This window comes from Streptomyces hyderabadensis (assembly GCF_020404845.1).
Taxonomy (GTDB): Bacteria; Actinomycetota; Actinomycetes; order Streptomycetales; family Streptomycetaceae; genus Streptomyces; species Streptomyces hyderabadensis.
On record NZ_JAIOJZ010000031.1, the window covers coordinates 41,461 to 66,378 of the forward strand.

A 24,918-nucleotide genomic window follows, 5' to 3' on the forward strand; every position below is an offset into this window, starting at 1 on the left:
CTGCGGCCGCGCCTCAGTGGCCGCGACCGCCCCGGGGCCGGACAAGCAGCAGAGAAAGCGTGGCGAGCGCGGCGACGGCCTGGGCGACCGCGGTGGCTTCCTTCTCGCCGTACCAGACCGGCTCGTACATGTCCGGGATCGGCCCCAGTTCGCCGACGTCCACATAGCAGTACACGAGCAGCAGCGCGAGTCCGCCGACCGCCACCAACGCGGCGAAGAGGTCCTCGGGGAGGCGGCGCCAGACGAGGACGAGCAGGGCGGCCAGGGCCGCGAGGGCCGCCTCGAGGCGGAAGAGGGTGCCCTGGCCGACGACGCTCGACGCGATGGCGTCGTACCGGTCGGCGAGGTGCGCGTGCAGATACGCGTCCACGGCGAGACCGGCCGCGGCGAGCACTCGCACGGCACCCCGTACGACGCGGCCGGCGCCGCCTCGGCGCGGGGGGCGGAGCGCTGGACTGTGACGACACGGCAGGTCTCCGTTCTCGGGGCCGGCGGCCACAGGCCGGGGTCACTCGACGGTGAGCGTGCCCTTCATGAACGGGTGGATCGTGCAGGTGCAGGGGAAGCCGCCCGCCGTGGACGGCGCCGTGAAAGTGGCGCTCTTGCCGGGGGCGATCACCCGTCGCCAGGGCTACGGGCCGCCCCGGTGCGGTCGTCGGGCGGCCGTGGCTTCGGGCTCCTGCTCGGGCGGGTCGACGATCACGCAGCAGCGGCCGGGGCGGGGGGCGAGCACCGCACGGCCGGGCTGGTGTCCGCCGGCCTCGAGCACGCCCCGTACCAGGTGCAGGTTCAGCCAGCACACCAGTTCCGTGTGCTCGCGAGCGAGCCGGTGGAAGGGGCAGTTGCGCAGGTCGATGCTGCCCCCGGCCGTCGTCGCGGGCTCGTAGCCGCAGCCGCGCAGCGCCGCCGTCAGGTCCTCGCCACCGGCCGACCTGCCCGCCGCGTGCGCGGCGGCGGCCACGGCCTCCCGCACCGCTCCGGAGTCGTCCGCGGCGACGGCCTCGGCCAGCACCCCGGCGAGCAGACCGTAGTCGCGGGGCGGCACGCTGACCGACAGCTCCTGGTCCGTCCGCGTGTAGCGCTTGGCCGGGCGGCCGGCTCCCGGGCCGCCGCGCCCGGCGGCCCGCGCGTAGCCGACGGTCAGCAGGCCCGCCTCGGCCAGCTTGTCCAGGTGATAGGCCGCGAGCGTGCGGCTGATCCCAGCCGCCTTCGCGGCGTCCTCCCGGCTGACAGCCTCGTCGCAGGTCCGCACGTAGTCGTACAGCCGACGCCGCACCGGATCGTCCAGGCTGCTCAGTCCGCCGATGGCGTCCCTGTCACGGTCCTCGTTCGTACCCACATTCCCAATGTAACACCAATGAGATTTGACAAATCTCTGGCGCGGTGGCCAGCCTGTAAAAACAACAGAAGTTGGCGATACACAGAGGGCCGTGCACATGTCACAGGAGGGTCCGTGGAGATGACTGCCACAGCCGCACTGCAGGTGATCGAGGACGTCACCGGGCCCGAAGAGGTCACCGGCCCCGACCTGGAGGCCGCCGAGCGGGCCGCCCGGGAGTTCCTGCAGGCGCTCGGGGTCGTGGTGGACAGCGAGGGGACTCGGGACACGCCCGGCCGGATGGCCCGCGGCTACGCCGAACTGCTCAGCGCGCGCCCCTTCCGGATGACCACGTTCCCCAACGACGAGGGCTACGACGAGCTCGTCCTGGCCCGCGACATCCCCCTGCGGTCGGTCTGCCAGCACCACATGCTGCCCTTCGTGGGGGTGGCACACGTCGGCTACCTGCCCGGCGCGCGGATCCTCGGGCTGTCGAAGCTGGCCCGGGTGGTGGAGCACTACGCCTGCCGGCCCCAGGTGCAGGAACGGCTGACCAAGCAGGTCGCCGACCACCTCGCCGAGCAGTTGCAGCCCCGGGGCGTCGGGGTCGTCGTCGAAGCCGAGCACACCTGCATGAGCCTGCGCGGAGTGCGGGCCACCGGATCGAGAACCGTCACCTCCACCCTGCTCGGAACGCTGCGCGACGACGCGGCGTCCCGCCAGGAGTTCCTCGCCCTCACCGGCGTCCAGCGGTAGCGGAGCAACGCACCAGGCCATTGGGAGGCAGTCATGAGCACATCGCAGCACCCGCCCCGGCGGATCCTGATCGTGGGCGCCGGGCTGGCCGGCGCGTCGGCCGCCGCCGCCCTGCGCGAGCAGGGGTTCGACGGTGACATCACGGTGTTCGGAGAGCAGTCCCACGACCCGTACGAACTTCCGCCGCTGTCCAAGGATGTCCTGCTGGGCCGGCGGGACGAACCTGACTGGGTCCGCGGGGCGGGCTACTGGGACGACCACGGCATCACCCTGCGCCGTGACACCGCCGTCACCGCGCTCGAACCGGCCGACCACGAGATCGTCGACGCCGACGGCACGGCCCACGGATACGACCGGCTGCTGCTGGCGACCGGGTCCCGCCCCCGTGTCCCGCCCGGCTTCGAGGCTCCCGGGGTGCACACGCTGCGCACCCTCGACGACGCCCTGGCCCTGCGCGAGAAGCTGACCGACGGAGCCCGCGTGGTGATCGTCGGCGCCGGATGGATCGGCTGCGAGGTCGCTTCGGCGGCCCGCGCCCGCGGCGCCCGGGTGACCATGGTCGACCCCGTGCCGCTGCCGCTGCGGCACGTCCTCGGCGACCAGCTCGGAGCGGTCTTCCGCGACCTGCACGCCGACCACGGCGTCGTTTTGCGCCTGGGCGTCGGGGCGACCGGCGCCGAGGTCCGCCCCGACGGCCGGACGGTCCTGCTGGACGACGGCAGCGAACTGCCCGCCGACGTGGTGGTCGTCGGCGTCGGCGCCGTGCCCCGCACCGAAATCGCCGAAGCCGCCGGTCTGGACCTCGCGGCGGGCGCGGTCGCCACCGACGCCGCGCTGCGCACCTCCGCCCCCGACGTCTACGCGGCCGGCGACATCGCCGCCCACGACCACCCGCGCCACGAGGGGCGCGTACGCGTCGAGCACTGGTCCAACGCCAAGGAGCAGGGCGCCCACGTGGCGGGCAACCTCCTCGGCGGCCACGACGCCTACGACGTCGACCCGTACTTCTTCTCCGACCAGTACGACCTCGGCTGCGAGTACCGCGGCCTCGCCGACCCCGCCCGCGACGAACTGGTCCTGCGCGGCGACCCGGCCACCCGCGAGTTCCTCGCCTTCTGGCTGCGCGACGGACGGATCACCGCCGCCCTCAACGTCAACTCCTGGGACCACGGCGACACACTCACCGCCCTGGTCGGCACCCGCGCACGGGTCTCCGCCCAGCAGCTCACCGAGGCGGACCTCGACGCGCTCGCCACCGGCGACGCACCGCCCCGGCCATGAGCGCCCTCGACCGGCCGACGACAGGAGCCGCACACACCATGCCCACCACAGCAGTCGACCTGGAGTTCCGCGGCCGCCGCGTAGTCGGCGACCGGCCCCTGGTGATGGCGATCGTCAATCGCACACCGGACTCCTTCTACGACCGGGGTGCCACCTTCGCCGCCGAGGCGGCCCGGTCCGCCATCGCCCGGGCCGTCGCCGAGGGCGCCGACATCATCGACCTCGGCGGCGTCACGGCCAGTCCGGGAGCGGAGGTTACGGCCGCCGAAGAAGTCGCCCGCGTCGTTCCGCTGGTGGAATGGGCCCGCGACCGCTACCCCGACCTGCTGATCAGTATCGACACCTGGCGCCACGAAGTCGGCGACGCGGCCTGCCGGGCCGGAGCGGACATCCTCAACGACGCCTGGGCCGCCGCGGACCCGAAGCTCATCGAGGTGGCCGCCGACCACGGGGCCGGCTACGTGTGCACGCACACCGGCGGCCGCACGCCCCGCGCCGGCCCCTTCCGGCCCGACTACCCCGACGTGGTGGCAGCCGTCCGCACCTCCGTCATCGACCTGGCGGAGCGGGCCGAAGCCGCCGGCGTGCCCCGCGGCGGCATCCTCATCGACGCCACCGGCTACGGCAAGAACACCGCCGACCACCTCCTCCTGCTCCGCAACCTCCGCGAGTTCACCCGGACCGGGTGGCCGGTCCTGATGGCGCTGTCCAACAAGTCGTTCGTGGGCGAGATGCTGGACGTGGAACTGGAGGACCGGCTGACCGGCACCCTCGCGGCGACCGCCATCGCCGCCAGGGACGGCGCCGCCGTCTTCCGGGCCCACCAGGTCCGGCCCACCCGGCACGTCGTCGAGATGGCCGCGGGCATCAACGGCAGCCGTCCTCCCGCCCGTACGAGTACCTGGATCGCCTGATGCACCTGATCTGGCCCGCCGAACACGCCCGGCCCATCGACGACGACGAACTGGAACGCCTCTACACCTACCCGGACCGTGAGCGCTGGCTCGCCGTCAACTTCGTCGCCAGCGCCGACGGGGCCGTGGAAGTCGGCGGCCTGGCCAGGCCCCTGTCGACCCCGTCCGACCGCAAGGTGCTGCGGCTCGGCAGCGACCTCGCCGACGTCCTGCTGATCGGTGCCACCACGGCCATGGTCGAGGGCTTCCGCGGTGTCCATCCCGACCGGCGGACTCTCGACCGCCGGCGCCGCCACGGCCTGGCCGACGTTCCGCCGACGGCCGTGGTGAGCACGGGCCGATCACTGCCCCCCGACGCCCCGGTCATCACCCGGGCGCGCGTCCCGACCACCGTCCTCACCTGCGCTTCGGTACCCGAGCCCACGCGTCGGGCCTGGCAGGAGGCCGGGGCGGACGTCGTCGTCGCGGGCGAGGACACAGTCGACCTGGCCGCGGCGGTCACCGCACTCAACCGGCGGGGGCTGCGGCGCATCTACTGCGAAGGCGGGCCCCACCTGTTCGGAGCACTGACCGCGGCCGGACTGGTCGACGAACTCCGTCTGACCGTCTCCCCGTTGCTGACCGCGGGCCCGGCCGGCCGGATCGCCACCGGGCCACCCACCCCGCCCACCGGCCTGCGCCTTGCCACTGCACTCGCCGAGGACGACACCCTGCTGCTGCGCTACCTCACGCCCTCGCGCTGAACCGGCACGGCCCAGGGGCCCGTTTCGGTCGAACGCCGGGACCAGCCCGATGCCGTGGTGGAGCGCGGCGACGTAGAGGGGGTTTCGGGGGGCGAACGAGAGGCCGTCCGCCATGCCCTGCCTCGACATCACGGGACCCGACAGACAACGCCCCCAGTTGACGTCCAGTGCCCTGACCCACGGCGGGGCCGCCCGAGGGGGTGGACCACCCACCAGTTTTGAACGTGTTCAACTCTTTGGTCTAAGCTCACCCGAGACGAAGGAGGGGAGCCGATGAAGATTGTGATTCCAGGCGGCACCGGACAGGTCGGCGCTGTCCTGAAGCGCGCACTGGGCGGCGCCGGCCACGAGGTCGTGATCCTGACCAGACAGCCCAAGCGCGAGGGCGAGGTCCAGTGGGACGGTCGGACCCTGGGGCCGTGGACGGCTGCGGTGGACGGCAGCGATGTCGTCATCAATCTGGCCGGACGCTCCGTGAGTTGCCGGTACACGGCGGCCAATCTGCAGGAAATGATGGACTCCCGGGTCGACTCCGCCCGGGTCGTGGGCGCCGCGATCGCGGGTGCTGCCCGGCCGCCCCGCGTCTGGCTGCAGATGAGCACCGCGACGGTGTACGCGCACCGCTTCGACGCCCCCAACGACGAGGCCACCGGTGTGACCGGCGGTACCGAACCGGGCGTGCCGGACTACTGGGCGTACAGCGTCGAGATCGCCAAAGCCTGGGAGCAGGCTCAGCGGCAGGCCGAGACGCCGGCCACGCGCAAGGTCGCTCTGCGCTCGGCCATGGTGATGAGCCCCGACCCCGGCGGGGTCTTCGCCGTCCTGCTGGGACTGGCCCGCCTGGGTCTCGGCGGCCCGGTCGCCGGTGGCGCACAGTACGTGTCGTGGATCCACGAACACGACTTCGTGCGCGCGGTGGAGTTTCTGATCGACCGGGGAGACATCGCGGGACCGGTGCACCTGGCGGCTCCCCATCCCCTGCCACAGCGCGCGTTCATGCGCACCCTGCGCTCCGCGTGGGGTGTACCGGTGGGTCTCCCCGCGACCAAGTGGATGGCCGAGGTCGGCGCGTTCGCTCTGCGTACCGACACCGAACTGCTGCTGAAGAGCCGCCGTGTCGTCCCAGGCAGATTGGACCAGGCAGGCTTCGACTTTCAGTACACACAGTGGCCGCAGGCCGCGGATGAGCTGGTGCGCCGGGTACGCGAACGGGTCGGACGCGGCCCTGCGGCACGCCGGTGATCGTCCTCTTCATCCCCTGAAGCCTTCACAGCTGAGGAAGTGGTCGCCGTAGTCCATGTGCACCACCTTCCCGTCGCATGACCAACTCGGGCTTGACGACGCACGTGGAAGCCCTCCACCCGGCCATTACCGCTGGCGTAATCGACCATGCTCCCCTGCTGCGGCATCGTGAGACATGTCAACGAGATCCCGACGAGGGTTCCGGCACCTGCCACGTGTGCCCGAACTACAGATGACAGCCCGCTGCATGCCGGCACCGGACGCTTCCCAGGTCGGCGGCGACTGGTGCGACGCGTTCGTCCTGCCCGACGGCGCAACCGCATTGGTCATCGGAGACGTGGCCGGACATGATCTTGACGCAGCGGCCGACATGGCCCAACTGCGAAAATGCTGCGCGCCTACGCCTTCTCCCAGCAGAAAACCCCCCAGCAAGATCGTCGAATGGCTGGACCAAGCCACCATGCAAATGTCCGGGCCCGCCATGGCCACCCTCGTCCTGGCCAGGCTCACGCACGTCGCATCCCTCGGCGCACACGGGATACTCCTCGGGACAGGACTGCGGGAGCCACGCCCGGACGTATCGCTGCTCCTGCCACCGGGGGCCACACTACTGCTGTATACCGACGGCCTCATCGAAGAGCCCGGCGCATCACTCGACGACGGACTCGACAGGCTGAGCCGCCACGCCGCTGCCCTCTCACACCAGTCCCTGGACACCTTCACAGACAAGCTACTCGCCCGTGCCCGCCCCGCAGCCAACGAGGACGACATTGCCCTTCTCGCCCTGCGCACCCAAGGTCGTGGAAAGTGATCGACGAGTAGAAAGGGGCCAGGGCTCCGGACACGAGTCCGTGTTGGCCCCGCGACCTGAGGCCGACCCGCTCTCGTCCCCGGGTGGGACCCGCCGAGGGCGTAGTACTGCGTATTCAGTACCCCGCAGTGTCGGCAGCGGGACGACGACAGGACACTCCCCTCTTCAGCAGTCTGGAGGCACCTTCGAGACCCGGATGCGGAGACCTCCCCGTGGCTGCTTTTCTGTATCGAATGGGCCGCTTGGCCTTCAGGCGACGCTGGACCGTTGCCCTTGTCTGGGCCGCCGTACTGGCCGCCGTAGGACTTGCCGGCATGACCGCGCCGGAGGCGGAGGAGGAACCCTTCGCCATGCCGGGGATCGAGTCGCAGGAAGCCTTCGACCTGATGGAGGAGCGGTTCCCCGGCGCCGCCGCCGACGGCGCCACCGCCCGCGTCGTCTTCGTCTCGCCGAACGGCGAGAAGGTCACCGCCACCGAGAACAAGAAGGCCGTCGAGGCCGCGATAGCCGAACTCGGGGACGGCACCCAGGTCGAGAGCACCGTCGACCCGTACGAGTCCGGCGCGGTCAGCGAGGACGGCCTCACCGCGTACACGACCGTGACCTACAAGGTCGACGCCGCCGGCCTCACCGACGCCAGCCGCAGCCACCTGGCAGAGTCGCTCGAGCACGCCCGTGACTCCGGGCTCACCGTCGAGGCGGGCGGCGACGCCATGGAGGACATGGGCGGACCCAGCGGCACCGCCGAGGCAATCGGCATCTCCGTCGCCGCCGTCGTCCTGCTGATCACCTTCGGCTCACTGGCCGCCGCCGGACTCCCGCTGCTCACCGCGCTCATCGGCGTCGGCATCAGCCTGTTCGCCATCACGGCCCTGGCCGGTCCGCTGGGCCTGGCCGACACCACCAGCACCGTGGCCGTCATGCTGGGCCTGGCCGTCGGCATCGACTACGCCCTGTTCATCGTCTCCCGCTACCGCGAGGAGCGCGCCAAGGGGCGGACCGCCCAGGAGGCCGTCGCCCTCGCCACCGGCACCGCGGGCTCCGCCGTGGTCTTCGCCGGGCTCACCGTCGTCATCGCGCTCGCCGGTCTCTCCGTCGTCGGCATCCCGATGCTGACGGAGATGGGCCTGGGCGCGGCGGGCGCGGTCGTCGTCGGCGTCCTCATCGCGCTCACCCTGGTCCCGGCCTTCCTCGGCTTCTGGCCCAATGCCGTCCTGGCCCGCAAGGACCGCAAGGCCCGCCGAGCGGGCGGTACGCCGCGGGAGACGCGCAAGGTCAACGGCGGCACCCGCTGGGCGGGCTTCGTACTGCGCCGCCCGCTGCCCGTGCTGCTCGCGGCCGTCGCGGGCCTCGGCGCCCTGGCGCTGCCGATGACCGACCTTCAGCTCGGTATGCCCGGCGACGAGGCCAAGTCCACGGAGACCACCCAGCGGCGGGCCTACGACGCGCTCGCCGAGGGTTTCGGGCCCGGCTTCAACGGACCGTTGACCGTGGTCGTGGACGCCAAGGACGCCGATGACCCGAAGGCCGCGGCCGGGACCGTCTCCGAGCGGATCGGCGGCACCGAGGGCGTGGTGTCGGTGTCCCCGGCCCAGTTCAACGAATCCGGCGACACGGCCGTCTTCTCCGTCGTCCCCGCCACCGCGCCGACCGGCCAGGAGACCAAGGACCTGGTCAACACGATCCGCGGCGACCGGCCCGGCATCGAGTCCGAGGCCGGGGCGACCTTCGAGGTCACCGGGACCACCGCGATGAACATCGACGTCTCCGAGAAGGTGCAGTCCGCGCTGGTGCCGTACCTGCTCGTGGTGGTCGGGCTCGCCGTGATCCTGCTGCTGGTGGTCTTCCGCTCGATCCTGGTCCCGCTGAAGGCGGCCGCCGGCTTCCTGCTCTCGGTGCTCGCCTCGCTCGGCGCGGTGGTCGTGGTCTTCCAGCAGGGCCACGGCGCCGATCTGCTGGGGGTAGAGACCACCGGCCCCATCATGAGCCTGATGCCGATCTTCCTGGTGGGCATCGTCTTCGGCCTCGCGATGGACTACGAGGTCTTCCTGGTCTCGCGGATGCGCGAGGCATACGTCCACGGTGAGCGGCCGGCCCAGGCCGTGACCTCCGGGTTCCAGCACAGCGCCCGGGTCGTCGTGGCCGCCGCGCTGATCATGATCGCGGTGTTCTCGGGGTTCATCGGGGACAGCGACGCCATGATCAAGATGATCGGCTTCGGCCTCGCCTCGGCCGTCCTGCTCGACGCCTTCGTGGTCCGGATGGCGATCGTCCCGGCCGTCCTCGCCCTGCTCGGCGAGCGGGCCTGGTGGCTGCCGAAGTGGCTGGACCGGATCCTGCCCCGGGTCGACGTGGAGGGCGAGGCCCTGACCCGCCCGGCCGAGCCCGAGGCGGAACCGGCCGAGAAAGACCTCGCCCGCGCATGACCGGATGCGCGGAAGCCGCCCGAGGTCGCCCCCGCGATCCGGGCGGCTTCGCATCGTCCACCATGGATGCCAGCCCCTCACCCGAGAGAGCCCACCATGAACAGCAGTCTGGAGCGCTACACCGAGCGCGTGGAGCAGTACGCGTCGCGCTTCTCGCGCTTCCCCCGCTTCCTGGAAGTGACGATGGTGCTGGCCCTCATCGGCTGCGCCTTCTTCGGCACCCAGCTCAGCCTCCCCGGCGTCGACCGCCCGGACACGGGGAAGTCGCTGGAGATCCTGCTCGGCCTGTCCTGCTTCGTCCTGCTGAAGTACCGCACCCACACCCGCACGGTCGTGGTCGTGGTCGCCGGGGTCACCATCGCCGCGATCGCGCGGGGGTACCTGCTCACCCCGATGCTGCTGGCCCCGCTGCTCGCCGCGATGTACTGGCTGGCCGTCCTGTGCGACCGCCGGACCGTTCGCCTGTACGCGCTCGTCGTCACGGTGGCTCTGCTGACGGTGAACCTGTTCTCCGACGGCATGCGCGACCTTTCCCCGGTCCTGACCGTGGTCGGCCCGGTGTTCTGGATGGCCCTGCCGCTCGTCGGCGGCAGCCTGGCCCGGCTGCGCGGCGACTACCTGGAAGCGGTCAAGGCGCGGGCCGAGCACGCCGAACGCACCCGGGAGGAGGAGGCCCGGCTGCGGGTCACCGAGGAACGCATGCGCATCGCCCGCGAGTTGCACGACGTTGTGGCCCACCACCTGGCCCTCGCCAACGCCCAGGCCGGCACCGCCGCCCACCTCTCGCGCAGCAGCCCCGAGCAGAGCCGGAAGATCCTCGACGACCTCACCGGCACCACCTCCGCGGCGCTGCGCGAGCTCAAGGCCACCCTGGGCCTGCTGCGCCAGGACGACCGGCCCGAGGGCGAGGGCCTGGACCCGGCGCCGGGACTCGCCCGCCTTCCCGAGCTGATCGATTCCTACCGCTCGGCGGGCCTGGAGGTCGTCGTCCACCAGGAGGGCGTGCGCCGCCCGCTGACGCCGGGCGTGGATCTGACCGCGTACCGGATCGTGCAGGAAGCCCTCACCAACGTCGCCAAGCATGCCCCCGAACGCGCCGCCCATGTCGGCTTCACCTACGCCGACTCCCGGCTGCTCATCACCGTCAGCAATGACGGCCCGGACACCGTCACCGCCGTCAACGGGACGTCCGGCGGTTTCGGGTTGCGGGGCATGCGGGAGCGCGCCCAGTCCATCGGCGGCGACCTGTGCGCGGGGCCCCGCCCCGAGGGCGGTTTCGAGGTCACCACCGCGCTGCCGCTGCAAGCGTCCGCCGCCGCCGTCGTCGAAGGAGAGTCCCCATGACCGTGAAGGTGCTGCTCGCCGACGACCAGGCCCTGCTGCGGGCCACATTCCGCATCCTGATCGACTCCTGCCCGGACATGGAGGTCGTCGGAGAGGCGTCCAACGGGGCGGAAGCGCTGGAGCTGGCCCGAACCCACCACCCGGACGTGGTGCTCATGGACATCCGCATGCCCGGGACGGACGGCCTGTCCGGCACCGCGGGGATCTGCGCCGATCCAGAGCTGGCGAGCACCCGGGTACTGATCCTGACCACCTTCGAGACCGAGGACTACGTCGCTCAGGCGCTGCGGGCCGGGGCCAGCGGCTTCCTCGGCAAGGACGTCACCGCGGACGCCCTGCTGGTCGGCATTCGCACGGTGGCCTCCGGGGAGGCGCTGCTCTCCCCCGGCGCCACCCGCACCCTGATCACCCGCTTCCTCACCTCCCCGGCCCCCGGCACCTACCTGGCGCCCCCGGAACGGCTGGCCGACCTCACCGGAAGGGAACGGGAAGTGATGGCGCGGGCGGCCGAAGGCAAGTCCAACGCGGAGATCGCCGAGCTGCTGGTGGTCAGCCCGCTCACGGTACGGACGCACATCCACCGCGCGATGACGAAACTCAACGCCCGCGACCGGGCACAGCTCGTCGTCATCGCATACCAGACGGGCCTGGTGCAGGCGGGAGGGGACAACGGGGTCCCGCCGAGGCACGGGAGCTCCAGTACACCTGATGGGATTGCCGGCTGAGGTACGTCGGCATCGGACCGTTGCGGCAGACTGCCGGCCGCGACGAGTAGGCTGATCGTTCGACATCGGACCAGGGAGGTCGGCGTGGACCATGGCGACAAGCTCTTCTGGCTCGCGGTGGTGATTCAACGCAAGTACGCACAGATCTGCGCCGAGTTCGACCTGACCCCTTCGCAGGCCACGCTGCTCTGCGCAGTCAGGAACGAGCCGCGACAGATGGCCTACCTCGCTGCGTCGTTGGGTATGACCAAGAACGCATTGAGCCAGCTGGTCGATCGCACCGCACGGCGCGAGCTGGTCGGCCGGACAAGCTCGGCGCAGGACCGACGGGTCGTCATGCTCAGTGCGACGCCCACGGGGAAGGTGCTCGCCGAGGCCGTTTACGCCGAGATCGCCAAGCGCCTGCCCGAGATCGCGAGGAACCTCGACGCCGACGACCAGCGCGACTTCGCGCGCCTGGCCACCGCCGTCGTGGACACCTCGGACCTCTCTCCGCCCACCTCGAACTGACCCATCAGGCCGTGAGGTTCGCGATACACCCATGCCTTGACGAAGTTCATGTCGTGAACTAATTTAGTTCACGACATGAACTAGTGGAGGGTGGCAGCGATGAGCACTCAGAAGACCGGCACGATCGCAGTCTTCGGCGCGACGGGGCAGCAGGGTGGGGCGGTGGTCGACGCGCTGCTGGACCACAAGGCGCGGGTGCGGGCTTTGGTCCGCGACCCGCAGTCCGACCGGGCTCGGACGCTGGCCGCCCGCGGCGTCGAACTGGCGACCGTCCGGGCCGACGACCCGGCGTCGCTGGCCACCGCACTGGCGGCGGTCGAGGGGTTCTACTTCATGACCCCGGAGGCGAACAGCCTCGAAGAGGTCGAGGCGGAGATCCGCATCGGTACCGCACTCGTCGACGCGGCGGCCGAGGCGGGCGTCCCCCACGTCGTGTTCAACTCGGTGTTCGGAGCGGACCGGGAGTCGGGTGTGCCGCACCACGACTCGAAGCACGCTATCGAGCAGCACCTGAGGAAGTCCGGCCTCAGGGCCTCGATGGTCCGCGCGACCGCCTTCATGGAGAACTTCACGAACGTGATGGCACCGAGCCTGGAGCAGGGGGAGATCGTGCTGAGGCTGCCGCTGCCAAACGACGTCCCCCTGAAGATGATCTCGGTCAGGGACATCGGCCGGGTCGCCGCCGCGCTCCTGCTCGACACCGCGCAGGCTCCCGGCGGAGCCGTCGAGCTCGTCGGCGACGAGCTGACGGGCCCCCAGATCGCCGCGGCGTTCGGCGCGCACGCCGGGCTCCCGGCACGGTACGAGGTCCTCCCGTTGAGCGTGCTCCCCACCGACCTCGACAGGGTGATGTTCCGCGAGTTCGCGAAGGCGGCCGAATACCCCACGGACTCCGCGGTGGTGTGCTCGATCGAGCCGGCCACCCTGGACCTGGCCGAGTGGATCCGAGCTTCCGGCTGGACCGCGCCGACCAACGTAGCTGGTTCCTGAGCCGCCGGCCGCGATGCACGGCCCCTCGACCGTGCCCACGCTCTGGGCGCTCCGGGGACGGCAACGCATCCGCCCACGGTTGAAGTAGTCACGAAGCTCCCGGGGCGCGCCCGAGGCCGACACCGGCACACTGGTCAAGGCCGCCGCGCCGGCGTCTGGACCCAGGAGTGGGCGCCGGCGCACTCGGCTGCGATGCGGCCGAGCAGCCACTGCCGCCCATGGCCTACCGGAACTTCGCATGAGCACGCATCTGTTCTGCCAGCCGCCCCAGTTCGGCCGCCGTCGGGGGAGACGTCGCCGAGCCCGCTGTGCGCAGCCGTTGTGCTGCACAGGAAGCGCCGCAGCATGGCCACGAGCAGCCCTTCCGGGAGGGTCTGCAGTGCGGCGAACGCGCGCGGGACCGGCGGGGTCGGCAGGGCGGCCAGGTTCTGCCGCATGAGGTGGAGCATGCCGCGGACCGCCTCGGGATCGTCAGCCAGCGCCACCGGGCCACCCGCCGCGTGCACAGCCTGCCCGAGGGGCATCGTGAACGCGGCGTGTGTCCTGAGCCAGGCATCCATCCGCGGCTCGGCCTTGGCCTTGATCCCGGCGGTGCGGAACTCCCGGACGATCCGCTCCAGGCGCGGGGTGGTTCCGCCGTCGGGTTCGCCGATCGGCATCGGGACCCGGCTGGTCATGAAGTTGGTCGCGCGGTAGCGGATTATGTCGCCGTCCATCGTGCCGCCCAGTGGCGGGAAGCCCAGCAGCACTCGCTCGCGGCCGATCGCCGCGCCCAGCGGCTCCGCTCCGGCCGCCCAGGCGGGCAGGAACAGCACGTCGCCTTCGAGGCCGGCGAGTGACTCCAGCACCGCGTCACCTTGATGGGTACGGACGAGAACGGCGGTCAGGCCGCACCCGCCGTCCGGGTGCTCGACCACCGGTACGGACACCCGCCTGACGGCAGGGCTGTCTTCCTCGGCGAGCTGCACGCCGTGCCGACGCCCGGCACTGGGCGATCACGTTCCTGACGGCAGCAATGAGCGCGCCGCCGACCCGGGCCTGGCGATAAGCCTGGGGCGGCTCACTCACCCCCTCGTCGCCGTCCTCGGACACGTTCGGGTCGCGCAGCGGCGGGCATGGCACCTTTGGACCCTTCAGCCAACGGTCGCTCCCCCTGGCAACGACGTCCCCCAACCGCTGTGCGTACAGGGAGCGGCGCTCCCAGTCCTGGCCGGCGTCCTCGAAGAGCTGGGCCGCGGGCTCCCAGCGGCCCCGGGCGGCACCCCTGCACGCGCGTTGCAACGGGGCATCGGGGCCGGCGAGGTAGGAGTTCTGCCACCGCAGCGGCAGCAGGCCGTACTTGAGCCGGCACCAGAGCAACAGCAGGCAGGGAAGGACAAGGAGTGTCATGGTTGGGCGACGGCCATCGGCTGGGAGGCCCCACTGGAACCCGGGCCGCGTTGCCACGCGGGCCCGGGCCCGGGCACGTCATGACACCAGGCCGGCCCCCTCCAGCTCGGTCAGCCGCACGGTGCACAGTCCCCCACGTTCGGCCTTCACCTCCGTCACCTTCAACTGCGTCCCCGGCGCGAGGATGTACTCCTCCTCACCCGTGAACGCGGAGAACTGCCGGATCCCCACCGCCCGCGCAGGCGTCACCTCGAACAACGTCCGCCGACCACGCGTGCCGAGGAACGCGCGGGCCACCCCCGGCTCGGACGTGCACGACGACACGCCCCACCACGTCACCGTCCGTCCCAGCGGGTACTGGGACCGCAGATCCAGCGCCACACCACGCCACAACGGCCGCGTCTGCGCAGGCAACGCCTCCATCGCCGAGAACAGCAACCGCAGGTATGACAGGTACGGCACCACGCGCTCGCGGTCCGACGAGCGCAGCACGGCGTTGATCTCGCGGTAGAAACCCGACTCGCACGTGTACAGGTAGAGGGCCGAGATCGCGTCGGCCGACATGGCGCCCGCGGCCTCCCCGGACACCGCACCCGCGGACGCCGCCTCCGCTGCCTTCGTCTCCCCGAAACGGCGTGAAAGATCGATATGCCGATCCAGGTGGGCGAGCACCCGCGAGACCGGCTCGACGGCCTTCTGGAAGTCCACCAGAGGCGTGTCGAACACCCCGGTGACGGGCGGCAGAACGAGGCCCTCGTCCTTGACGCTGGTGAGCCGCTCCAGATACAGCTGGTGCAACTCCATCGTGGAGGCGATGAACGCCCCCATCCGCTGTGCGACACCATCGCCCTTGGGCCCGTCGGCCCCGTTCGCTCCCTGGTCCCAGCCCTTCTGCGGCAGCCAGTCGACCGGCTCGGCCCCCACCACCGCCAGGGCGTCGTTCACCTGGGCGAAGTGGTCGCCCTCGCAGAACAGATCCCCCTGCGCGGCCGGATTGGCGTGGTCCAGGTGACGCACCCGCACCCCCGGGTACTTCTTCTCCAGCCGCTGGACGACCCTCTTCAGGCTGCGGGCGTGCGCGCCCCACCAGGCGAACACCACCCCCCGGTCGTCCTCCTCCACCGCATCCTGCTTGGCCCGGAGGATCTCCTCGACGATCTGCTCGACCACGGGGCGCCAGAACGACGTATGCCGATCGGTGGCCATTGCCCCGTCCGCGCTCGCCGTGAGGGACGCGTTCAGCAGCAGCACACCCTGGGTGAGCATCGCCTGGAACCACTCGGGTGGCTGAACCGTGTCCTCCCTCTTCAGCAGGGCACGGACGTCGGCGATCGGTGTCTTCTTGACGATGCCGTACTTCCACATCGCGGCAGCTTTGATGAGGCAGCGGATGCTGACGACCCTGCCGAACTGGCTGTCCTTCCAGTCGTTGAAGGTGTTGTCGAACATCGCGATGCCGGTCGCGCTCTCCGCCCGTGGATAGGGGTTCTGTCCGAAGACGACCACCTTCCACTTCTCCGGCGGGTGCGGCTTCAACGCCTGGAACGTCAGCTCGCGCACCGGAACGACCTCCGGGCTGCGCTTCGGGCCGATGAAGTCGGCGGCTCCCGGCTGCGCCTCGATCACCGGTCTGATCAGCGGCAGCCACGGCTCGCCGCCGCCGGTGAACAAGTCGGCCAGTCCCAGCGGATCTCCGGCCGGGGAACCGGCATCGCCCGCGGCCGTCACGTCGACATCACTCACGAGGGTGGAACTCCCGACACTCGAACCGGACGCCTCCACGGGCGCCCCGGCAGGTTGAACAGGTGCGGCAAGGTCGTCACCGGTGTCCGCGCCCTGGGCGGCACTGGTCTGCGATGCCTTCGGGTCAATGACGAAAGGAAGGCCGCTGCGGCACGTTGATCCGGACCCGCCGTGCGGACCCCGCTCCCTCGATGTCGTCGAGTTGCCTCAGTACCGCAGCCCTCAACTCGTCGTAGTCCGCGAAACCATGGTTGTGGAAGAGGGTGTAGCCAGTCCACATCAGATTGGCGCACACCTGCGCGGGCACCTGCCCGGTCTGAGCGCCCATCCCGACCAGGGCCACCGACCGGATGCTGCCCGGCTTCGCCCGGTTCTGCAGATGCACCGCCTGGAAGGCTGCCGCACAGGCCAGGGCCACGTTCATCGTGTCGCTGACGTTCTGTGACGACTGGCGCATGGTGGGCGTCGAGATCAAGTACCGGGGTACATCTGCCCCGGACGGGACGCACACCGCGCTGCCCACTGGCAGCCGTCCGCCGAACCCGTCGCGAATCGCCCGTTGCACCCGCACCTGGATACCCGCACCGAGGTGCCGCTTGACGACGGCGTCGACCCCACCATCCATCCGGCCACGCTCGTTGGTGGGAGAGACCCATGCATCGGCGCCCACGTCCAGAAGGGAACCTCGCCTGATCTCGACCTCCGGCGTGTCCGCGAAAGCAGACCGCCAGGCCGTCACCACCTCGTCGTTGACGTCGACCAGGACCACGCTCAACGCATGCCTGACACCCACGAATTCACCCTCCCCAGCCCCGTGATCTCGAACGATCCCAAAGCTACCGCGCACCACTGACAACGCCGTTCGACCGGCCCGGCTCGAACAGGGGGGAAGGATCGGGAGCCGGTGACAAGCGGTCAGCCGTGCTTCCCGACGCCACGCATACGTGCGGAAAGACCAAGGCCGCGGGATCAAATCGGAGGGCATCCGGTGGGGCGGCAGTGCCCCTTCAGGCTGCAGTCTGACCCGGCCCTCCGTAACCCATGCCGTCGCACAACTGGCTTCGGCTGTGCATGCACCGAGAACCGCATACCGGCTGAAGACTTCGGTCAGGACGTCGTGGCTCACCCCGGCGAGCAGCGCGGTGCGCACGATGCGTTGAGCGGCCATCGCGTCGTGGCGTTCCTGGGCTGCCCGCAGTTCGTCGAGGGGCAGGAGCGCCGCTCGCTCGTCCAGGGCCCGCAGCGCGGCGACGGACTCGCGGACGGCGTCGCGCGGGTCCTCCCGGTACGGGAAGAGGTCGGGCGTCGACGCGCAGGTTCCGGGTGCCGGGGCGTGGGGCGTCCGCGGTCCTGAAGCGCCACTCGTGCGGCGCGGTGATGCCCCGGTGGCCGAGGAAGAAGCCCGGGTCCACGATGACGTAATAGCGCTGTCCGGGCTCGAGGCTGCGGTGCAGCAGGACGGTGGCGGTGCGGCCGGTGACGACGACCGGCTCGTAGTTCCAGCGGTGCGGTTCGCCGTAGTCGGAGCGTGCGTCGCCGATGAGGCGCTGGTACGTCGCGGGGTCGGCGAGGTCGACGGTGTCCACGGCGCCGCCGTCGGCGCGGCGCACGGTCAGGCGCCCTTCGGTGCCGAGCCGGACGGCCGAGTCGAAGGTCAGGCGCAGTGGTGTGTCGGCGCAGACGGCTTCTGCCGTGCCGTTCGGCGCGAGTGCGACCGGCCGACCGCCCGCGGCACCGGCGCCGTCCGCCGCGGCGGAGGGGGCGACGGCCACCGGAGCGAGCAGGACGGCGAGGACGGGACCGGCGCGCAGGATCGGGCGCACGCGGGAAACGAGCTGACGGAACATCGATCGCATGGGAACGACTCCTCATCCCGGCATACCTATGGCATGCCAGCGATGGAAGCACAGGAGTCACTCACTGAACACCCCCTTGTCACTGTGAACCCCCGCGGCTTGAGGCCAGTTCACCGCGCCGGCCGCTTCCTCCCGGGTCACCCGAACCGCAGACACTCCGCCTACCAGTGGCATACCATGTCTTCGGGCGCGCTGGCCGGACGATACGGTGGCCCGGACAAGCAGTCGCTCAGTGCCAGGAGGACGGCATGACCCCACCGAAAGCGGCATCGGCCCGGCAGGACCCGGCCTCGTCGTCGGCCTCGCCGACGTCCGAGGAGAGCCTGGAGAGTCGGGCGCGTCAGGCGCTTGTGGACTGGTTGACGAAGGAGCACCCCGCTCCCGGCCAGCCCGTACCCGTGCGGGAGTTCGCCAGGCGGCTGGGCATGAGCCGTACCCCGGTGCGCAGCGCCGTCGGCCGCCTGTACGAGCGCGGGCTGCTGGCCTACGATCCGGTTGCCGGGTTCACCGTCGCCATCCCGTCGCTCTCCAGCATCTACGAGCTGTTCGAACTGCGGCTGATGCTGGAGTCGCACGCGCTGCGCCTGTTCGCCGAGCGTACCGACCGGGAGCCGCCGGTCCGGCTGCGCGAGCTGGTGGACGAGGCCGACGAGCTGGCCCAGGAGTCGGTCCAGGACCACACCCGTTACATCGACTTCCGGGAGAACGACAGCCGCTTCCACCGCGCCATGGTGGAGCTGGGAGGCCTGCCGCGCCTGCTGGAGCTCCACGACGACCTGCACCTCAGCATCCATGTGACCCGTACCGGAATGGAAGCCCCGATCACCGCGTCGAGGCTGAACACCGCCGTCGCGGAGCACCGCGCCGTGGTCGACGCACTGGAGCGCGGCGACCGCCAGGCGGCCCGGGACCTGCTGGAGGCCCACATCCTGCGGGTCCGCGACCAGACCATCGCCTTTCTCGCCCGGCCCAGAATCTAGGGCCCGGCCCCGAATCCAGGGGAGACCATGTCGGGACCCGCGGTACCCACCCGCACCGCACGCACCGAGCACCGTCCGCTGCACCTGGAGCACACCGAGCTGACCGGCGGTCTGTGGCGCCGGTGGCAGGACGTCAACCGCACGGTCAGCCTGCCGCTCGCCCAGCGGTGGCTGGAGAAGGCCGGCAACCTGGCCAACCTCCGCATCGCCGCGGGCGAGGCCGACGGCCGGTACCGGGGTCCGGTCTACATGGACTCGGACGTGTACAAGGTGCTGGAGTCCGCGGCCTGGGAGTTGCAGCACCGCGGCGACCCCGGCCTGACGGACTTCGTCGACCGGACCGCCGGTCTGCTGGAGCGCGCGCAGCAGGAGGACGGTTACCTGAACTCCCACTACCAGGTGGCGAGTCCGGGCGGGCGCTACACCAAGCTGGTCGACAGCCACGAGCTGTACTGCGCCGGCCACCTGTTCCAGGCGGCGGTGGCCGCTCACCGCAGTACGTCGGACACCCGGCTGCTCGCGGTGGCGTGCCGTCTCGCCGATCATCTCGCCGACGTCTTCCTGGACGGTGCCGGCCCCGGGCTGGACGGTCATCCCGAGGTGGAGACCGCCCTGGTCGAGCTCTACCGGGCGACGGGCGAGGAGCGCCACCTCGCGCTGGCCTCCGCCTTCGTCGAGCGCCGCGGCCGCGGGCTGGTCGGCCCGCACAAGCACGGTGCCCGGCACCGCCAGGACCATCTGCCGGTACGCGAGGCGCCCGCGCTCACCGGCCACGCGGTACGCGCGCTCTACCTCGAGGCGGGCATCGTCGACGTCGCCGTGGAGACGGGTGACGCCTCCCTCCTCGCGGCGTCCGCGCACCGCTGGCAGGACATGGTGGCCTTCAGAACCTCGCTGACCGGCGGGCTCGGCTCGCGCCAGGTGGGCGAAGTGTTCGGCGAGCGGTACGAGCTGCCGCCGGACCTGTCGTACAACGAGACGTGCGCGTCGGCGGCGAGCATCCAGTGGAGCTGGCGGCTGCTGCTCGCCACCGGACAGGCCCGCTACGCCGACCTCATCGAGCGCACGCTGTACAACGCGTTCGCCGCGGCGCGCTCCGCCGACGGCAGGACGTACTACAAGGGGAACCCGCTGCAACGGCGCCCCGACCACGCCGAGGCGGTGGGTGATCCGCGCTGCCGCGACGAGTGGTTCTTCTCGGCCTGCTGTCCCCCGGTCGTCACCCGCCTGGTCGGCTCGCTGGAGCACTACGCCGCGACCACGTCCGAGCACGCCGGCGTGCCCACCCTCCATCTGCATCAGTACACCTCGATCACGCTGGCCTGCCCCTTCGCCGACGGCCGGCTGGGGCTGCGGGTGGAGACGGACTATCCCTGGCAGGGGCGCGTGGAGATCACGGTCACCGAGGCCCCCGCCGGGCCGTGGGCGCTCGCGCTGCGCGTCCCGCCGTGGAGCACGCGGACCCGGATGGACACACCGGAGGAGAAGGGGCTGGCGGTCACCGCCGACGAGCAGGGGTACGCCGTGCTGCACCGGTCGTGGCGCCCCGGCGACACCGTCGTACTGCACCTGGACCTGACGCCCAGGCTGACCCTGCCGCACCCGCGGATCGACGCCGTGCGCGGCTGCGCGGCAGTCGAACGCGGCCCGCTGGTCTACTGCTTCGAGCAGACCGACCAGCAGGACGGCGTCCCGGTCGACGAGCTGGCGCTCTTCCGGGACGCCGTGTTCGAGGAGGTCACGCACTCCGATCTGGACGGCGTCGGCCCGACCGTCGCGCTGCGCACCCGGGCGGCGGCGGTCACGGGCGGGCACGAGGCGGGGCTCCCCTACCGCACCGCCGACGGCCCGCACGCCGCGGACACCGACGCTCCTGTCACCGCCACCGCGGTGCCCTACTTCCAGTGGGACAACCGCGGCGACGGCGCGATGCGGGTGTGGATGCCGCTACTGGGCGGCTGACCGCAGCCGGTACCGGCCGTTCCGGCGCGTGCCGAACGACACGACGCACTCCTCGGGACGGTCGGCCTCGGCACCCTCGACCTCCACCGGGTGCGGGGTGCGGATCCGCAGTGGATTGCCGAGCAGGGAACGCACCTCGGCGTGTGCGACCCCGCCCGCCGTCCACTCCAGGTCGACCTCGAAGCCGCCGCGGGCCCGCAGACCCCGGAAGGAGCCGGAGGGCCACGCGTCGGGCAGGGCAGGCAGCAGGGCGACCTCGCCGGCGTGGCTCTGCAGGAGCATCTCGGTGATCCCGGAGGTGCCGCCGAAGTTGCCGTCGATCTGGAAGGGCGGGTGCAGGTCGAACATGTTGGGCGCGGTGCGGGCGGGGACCAGCAGGTTGGTCAGCCGCTTGTACGCCTCGGCTCCGTCGAGAAGCCGCGCCCAGAAGTTGATCTTCCAGGCGAGTGACCACCCCGCGCCCGCCTCACCGCGCAGCTCGAGCGTACGCCGTGCCGCCGCGGCCAGTTCCGGACGGGTGCGCGGGTTGATCTCCTCACCGGGGAACAGGCCCCACAGGTGCGAGATGTGCCGACTGCGCGAGAGTGCGGCGTCCCCTTCGTAGTCCTCCAGCCACTCCTGGATCTGACCGAGGTGACCGACTCGTGTGGGGGCGAGCCGCTTGCGTGTGGCGGAAACGGCACGCCGCATGTCCGGGTCCTCGCCCAGGGCCTCGGCCGCGCCCTCGAACGCGGTGAAGAGCTGCCGCAGGATCTGCATGTCCATCGTCGGGCCGGCGCTCATGCTGACGTTCTCGCCGTCGACCTCGTGGTGGCCCACCTCGGGCGAGTGCGACGGATTGGTCACCAGGTGGCCGGACTTGGGGTCTTCCTGCAGCGTGTCGAGGAAGAACTCGACGGCGCCCTTCAGCATCGGGTAGTGCTGCCGCAGTGTGCGCTTGTCGCCGGTGTAGAGGTAGCGCTCCCAGATGATGCCCGCCAGCCAGGCACCACCGGTGGGCCACACCCCGTAGAAGGCGAAGTCGACCGGCGCGGTGCCGCGCCAGCCGTCGGTGTTGTGGTGCACCATCCAGCCCTTGGCGCCGTACATCTTCCGCGCGGTCTCGGCACCTGTCTCGGACAGGTCGGAGACGAGGTCGAACAGCGGGTCCCAGCACTCCGCGAGGTTGGCCGGCCCGGCGGGCCAGTAGTTCATCTCGAGATTGATGTTGAGCGTGTACTTCGACTCCCAGGCGGGATTGAGGCTGTCGTTCCAGATGCCCTGCAGATTCGCCGCGTGCCCCGGGCTGCGCGAGCTGGAGATCAGCAGGTAGCGACCGTACTGGAAGTACAGGGCGGCCAGCGACGGATCGGTGTCCGGCTGCTTGCGCGCGATGCGCTCGTCGGTGGGCAGCAGGGCGGCCTCGGAGGTGCCGAGGTCGATGTCGACCCGGCCGAAGAGCGCCGTGTAGTCCCTGATGTGCGCCTCGCGCAGCACCCGGTACGGTTTGGCCGAGGCGCGCTGGAGATGGCGCCCCGCGGGCGTCTCCTGGTCGCCGTCCGCGTCGCGATAGCTGCGGTAACTCGTCCCCATGGAGATCAGCAGGGTCACCGCGTCGGCGCCGTCGACGATCAGCCGGCCTCCCTCGGTGCGCACCGTTCCGCCGTCGGCCTCCGCGCGGGCGCGGGCCTGGAAGCGCACCGCGCCCGGGCGTCCCTCCCAGGCGGTGCTGATGCCGTCGAGCCGGATGGTGGCGGCGCCGGCGGATCCGGTCATGCTGTCCTGCGGGCTGGAGAACTCTGCCTCGAACGAGACCGAGGCACGCCGGTCGGCACTCAGCCGCATGACGACGACCTGGTCGGGCAGGCCGGCGAACACCTCACGGGTGTGACGCACCCCGTCCCTGACATAGGTCACCTTCGTGATCGCCGTGGTCAGGTCCAGCTCGCGGTGATAGTCCGTGTACTCCCCCGTGCCCGGGAACACCAGTCGCAGGTCGCCCACCGGCTGATAGGGCGCCTGTTCGCTCGGGGTGCCCATGAAGGACTCGTCGGCAAGTTTTTGCGCCGCACCCCACTGGTCGTCGAAGACCAGCCGTCTGATCTCCGGCAGCGCCTCCAGCGCACCGGCCGGGTTGTAGTCGTGCGGGCCGCCGGCCCACACACTGTCCTCGTTCAACTGCAGGCGTTCGGTGGTCACTCCGCCGAAGACCATGGCGCCGAGCCGACCGCAGCCGACCGGCAGCGCCTCCAGCCACTCCTCGGCCGGGGCCCGGTACCACAGCCGCAACGGGTTGGAGCCGTGACCGGTTCCCGGCTCGCCCGGTGCGGGGTCCGCCGTGTCCGGTGCGGCGTGCGCGGTACCGGCGTCCAGCGCGACCGCCGCCGCGGACGCTCCGGCCGCTGCCAGGACGTGTCGTCGGGACAACTCGGACATGGGGGTGCCTCCAAGTGCGTCGTGAGAGCTGCAGTACTCGTGCCGTCGTCGCCATCGGCCCGAGTGTGACGGTGCCGGTCCCGCTCGGGAGCCCGCGCGGGATGCGGACGTGTCATGGATCCGACGTGACATCGATGTGGGGCGTGCACACCATCTAGTGGGTCACTGATCGAGCAACGATAGTTAATATGTTCGTGCCGATGTGCCGTCAATATGTGCGGCTGAACCTGAAGTTGATGACACCCCCGACGCCTGGGCCCAGGTGTCCGAGTCACAAGTTCGCGCATCCCAGGAGGTGCGGCGCATGACCGTTCCCGATCCCCCGGCGTTCGTCCAGCTCAGTGCGGAGGACCGGGCTGCTCTGGTCGGCTCCTCGCAGCAGCCGCCCGGCGCGGTCCGGCTGCGCAGCCGCATCGTCCTGGCCTGTGCGGAGGGGCTGACCAATGCCGAGATCGCCCAGCGACTCGGGGTCAGCCCCGCCACGGTGGCCAAGTGGCGGGAGCGCTATCTGAGCCGGGGCATCGCCGGCCTGAGCGACGCCCCTCGCTCGGGGCGCCCGCGCAGCGACACCCGGCAGGAGGCGGAGGCCCAGGTCGCGGCGGTACTCGAACAGGCCCGGGACGGCTCGCCCGTGCCCTCCACCCGCGCCCTGTCCGACGCCCTGGGCCTGTCCCAGTCGACGGTCGCCCGGATCTGGCGGGAGCAGCAGGACAAGCTGCCCGAGCCGGCCAGGCCACGCAACCGACGGCCCCGTCAGGACCCCGGCCGGGCGGGCGACGGCCCCGTTCCGGGCGCGCCCCGCGTGCCGCGCCAGTTGCTGTCCGACCATGTGTACACCCAGCTGCGCGACTGGATCGTCGGCGGCCAACTAGCCCCGGGCCGACGCCTGGTGGAGGCGGAGATCGCCCGGGGGTTCGGCACCAGTCAGGCCCCTTGCCGCGAGGCGATCAAGCGGCTGGCGTACGAGGGCCTGGTCATCTCCCAGCCGCACCGCGGCACTTATGTCGCGCGGGTCTCCGAGCGGCAGGCGCAGGACGTCCGGGACATCCGGGTGATGTTCGAGGAGTACGCGGCCCGCCGGGTGGCCGGCCGCCTGGACGCCGAACACACGCGGCTGCTCACCGAGGACGTTCACCGACTGCGCAGGGCCGCGGCCGAGGACGACATCGGCGCCTTCCGCGACGCCGACATGTCATTTCACCGGCATGTGTGCGAAGCTGCCCGCAACGCGGCGCTGATCCGCCTGTGGCGCATGATCGAGTCCAGCCTGTGGGACCTGCACGTCCTGGGCGACCCGCGCTACGCCGGCGGCTGGGGCGCGATGGCCGAGCACCACGCCGAACTCCTGGACGTCCTGCGCTCCGGCGACCCCGACGTCGCCGGGCCGATGTTCGCCGACCACGCCGCGGGCGAGGCAGCACGCTACCTGCCCGACCCGTCCGGGTCCGGCGCTCCGCCCGGGCCCTGAAGCGACCGCCCACCACCTGCGCACCACCTCACCGAGGGGCAACAG

Annotated in this window: 21 protein-coding genes; 14 read left to right on the forward strand and 7 right to left on the reverse strand. The window is 71.2% G+C overall.

All coding sequences use genetic code 11. The annotated features are described in order from the left end of the window. Positions 1 to 13 precede the first annotated feature (13 nt). Complete coding sequence (locus K7854_RS23230; RefSeq protein WP_226028485.1) at positions 14 to 400, reverse strand: hypothetical protein; 387 nt, start codon at positions 398 to 400, stop codon at positions 14 to 16. A gap of 231 nt (positions 401 to 631) precedes the next feature. Next, positions 632 to 1,339 carry a helix-turn-helix transcriptional regulator gene (locus K7854_RS23235; protein WP_226028486.1) on the reverse strand — a complete coding sequence of 236 codons (708 nt, stop codon included), beginning with the start codon at positions 1,337 to 1,339 and terminating at the stop codon, positions 632 to 634. Between the two features lie 120 nt (positions 1,340 to 1,459). Between K7854_RS23235 and folE the strand changes: the two genes are divergently transcribed. From folE to K7854_RS23290, 11 genes are all read left to right on the forward strand, one after another. Then, on the forward strand, positions 1,460 to 2,074 hold the full coding sequence (gene folE / locus K7854_RS23240) for a GTP cyclohydrolase I FolE (protein WP_226028487.1): 615 nt from the start codon (positions 1,460 to 1,462) through the stop codon (positions 2,072 to 2,074). Positions 2,075 to 2,107: 33 nt separating this feature from the next. Then, positions 2,108 to 3,355: an NAD(P)/FAD-dependent oxidoreductase gene (locus K7854_RS23245; protein WP_226028488.1), complete on the forward strand. Its 1,248-nt coding sequence runs from the start codon at positions 2,108 to 2,110 to the stop codon at positions 3,353 to 3,355. A 38-nt stretch (positions 3,356 to 3,393) separates the two neighbouring features. Further along, complete coding sequence (gene folP, locus K7854_RS23250) at positions 3,394 to 4,269, forward strand: dihydropteroate synthase (RefSeq protein ID WP_226028489.1); 876 nt, start codon at positions 3,394 to 3,396, stop codon at positions 4,267 to 4,269. Further along, complete coding sequence (locus K7854_RS23255; protein ID WP_226028490.1) at positions 4,269 to 5,012, forward strand: pyrimidine reductase family protein; 744 nt, start codon at positions 4,269 to 4,271, stop codon at positions 5,010 to 5,012. The genes folP and K7854_RS23255 overlap by 1 nt, the downstream gene beginning before the upstream one ends. Positions 5,013 to 5,285: 273 nt before the next feature. Next, a complete protein-coding gene (locus tag K7854_RS23260; RefSeq protein WP_226028491.1) occupies positions 5,286 to 6,254 on the forward strand; it encodes a TIGR01777 family oxidoreductase in 969 nt (322 codons plus the stop codon). 247 nt (positions 6,255 to 6,501) lie between these two features. Further along, complete coding sequence (locus K7854_RS23265) at positions 6,502 to 7,065, forward strand: PP2C family protein-serine/threonine phosphatase (protein WP_372481062.1); 564 nt, start codon at positions 6,502 to 6,504, stop codon at positions 7,063 to 7,065. Positions 7,066 to 7,277: 212 nt separating this feature from the next. Beyond that, positions 7,278 to 9,491 carry an MMPL family transporter gene (locus K7854_RS23270; protein ID WP_226028492.1) on the forward strand — a complete coding sequence of 738 codons (2,214 nt, stop codon included), beginning with the start codon at positions 7,278 to 7,280 and terminating at the stop codon, positions 9,489 to 9,491. 96 nt (positions 9,492 to 9,587) lie between these two features. Beyond that, on the forward strand, positions 9,588 to 10,835 hold the full coding sequence (locus tag K7854_RS23275; protein ID WP_226028493.1) for a sensor histidine kinase: 1,248 nt from the start codon (positions 9,588 to 9,590) through the stop codon (positions 10,833 to 10,835). Then, positions 10,832 to 11,560 carry a response regulator transcription factor gene (locus K7854_RS23280; protein WP_226028494.1) on the forward strand — a complete coding sequence of 243 codons (729 nt, stop codon included), beginning with the start codon at positions 10,832 to 10,834 and terminating at the stop codon, positions 11,558 to 11,560. Before K7854_RS23275 ends, K7854_RS23280 begins: the two co-directional genes overlap by 4 nt. 84 nt (positions 11,561 to 11,644) lie before the next feature. After that, positions 11,645 to 12,070, forward strand: a complete 426-nt coding sequence (locus K7854_RS23285) for a MarR family winged helix-turn-helix transcriptional regulator (protein WP_159323470.1) — start codon at positions 11,645 to 11,647, stop codon at positions 12,068 to 12,070. Between the two features lie 99 nt (positions 12,071 to 12,169). Beyond that, positions 12,170 to 13,060: an NmrA/HSCARG family protein gene (locus K7854_RS23290; protein WP_226028495.1), complete on the forward strand. Its 891-nt coding sequence runs from the start codon at positions 12,170 to 12,172 to the stop codon at positions 13,058 to 13,060. Positions 13,061 to 13,194: 134 nt separating this feature from the next. Here K7854_RS23290 and K7854_RS23295 read toward each other — a convergent pair whose 3' ends face one another. From K7854_RS23295 to K7854_RS23310, 4 genes are all read right to left on the reverse strand, one after another. Continuing rightward, positions 13,195 to 14,028, reverse strand: coding sequence for a ketopantoate reductase family protein (locus tag K7854_RS23295; RefSeq protein ID WP_226028496.1), 834 nt, complete (start codon positions 14,026 to 14,028; stop codon positions 13,195 to 13,197). Positions 14,029 to 14,527: 499 nt separating this feature from the next. Further along, positions 14,528 to 16,192 (reverse strand): ADP-ribosyltransferase domain-containing protein, encoded by a 1,665-nt coding sequence (locus K7854_RS23300; RefSeq protein WP_226028497.1) that lies wholly within the window; start codon positions 16,190 to 16,192, stop codon positions 14,528 to 14,530. 124 nt (positions 16,193 to 16,316) lie between these two features. Then, positions 16,317 to 16,985, reverse strand: a complete 669-nt coding sequence (locus K7854_RS23305; protein ID WP_226028498.1) for a macro domain-containing protein — start codon at positions 16,983 to 16,985, stop codon at positions 16,317 to 16,319. A gap of 214 nt (positions 16,986 to 17,199) precedes the next feature. Next, a complete protein-coding gene (locus K7854_RS23310; protein ID WP_226028499.1) occupies positions 17,200 to 18,048 on the reverse strand; it encodes an Ig-like domain-containing domain in 849 nt (282 codons plus the stop codon). Between the two features lie 248 nt (positions 18,049 to 18,296). Here K7854_RS23310 and K7854_RS23315 point away from each other — a divergent pair, with 248 nt between their 5' ends. Together K7854_RS23315 and K7854_RS23320 are read left to right on the forward strand one after the other, a co-directional pair. After that, positions 18,297 to 19,028 carry a GntR family transcriptional regulator gene (locus K7854_RS23315; protein ID WP_226028500.1) on the forward strand — a complete coding sequence of 244 codons (732 nt, stop codon included), beginning with the start codon at positions 18,297 to 18,299 and terminating at the stop codon, positions 19,026 to 19,028. A gap of 27 nt (positions 19,029 to 19,055) precedes the next feature. Then, positions 19,056 to 20,990: a glycoside hydrolase family 127 protein gene (locus K7854_RS23320; RefSeq protein WP_226028501.1), complete on the forward strand. Its 1,935-nt coding sequence runs from the start codon at positions 19,056 to 19,058 to the stop codon at positions 20,988 to 20,990. Here the strand turns inward: K7854_RS23320 and K7854_RS23325 are convergent. Continuing rightward, the gene (locus K7854_RS23325; protein WP_226028502.1) at positions 20,976 to 23,405 is read right to left on the reverse strand and encodes a glycoside hydrolase family 95 protein; all 2,430 of its coding nucleotides are present in this window, start codon (positions 23,403 to 23,405) and stop codon (positions 20,976 to 20,978) included. The genes K7854_RS23320 and K7854_RS23325 overlap by 15 nt on opposite strands. Positions 23,406 to 23,709: 304 nt before the next feature. Between K7854_RS23325 and K7854_RS23330 the strand changes: the two genes are divergently transcribed. Next, positions 23,710 to 24,873 carry a GntR family transcriptional regulator gene (locus tag K7854_RS23330; protein ID WP_226028503.1) on the forward strand — a complete coding sequence of 388 codons (1,164 nt, stop codon included), beginning with the start codon at positions 23,710 to 23,712 and terminating at the stop codon, positions 24,871 to 24,873. The last annotated feature ends 45 nt before the right edge of the window (positions 24,874 to 24,918 follow it).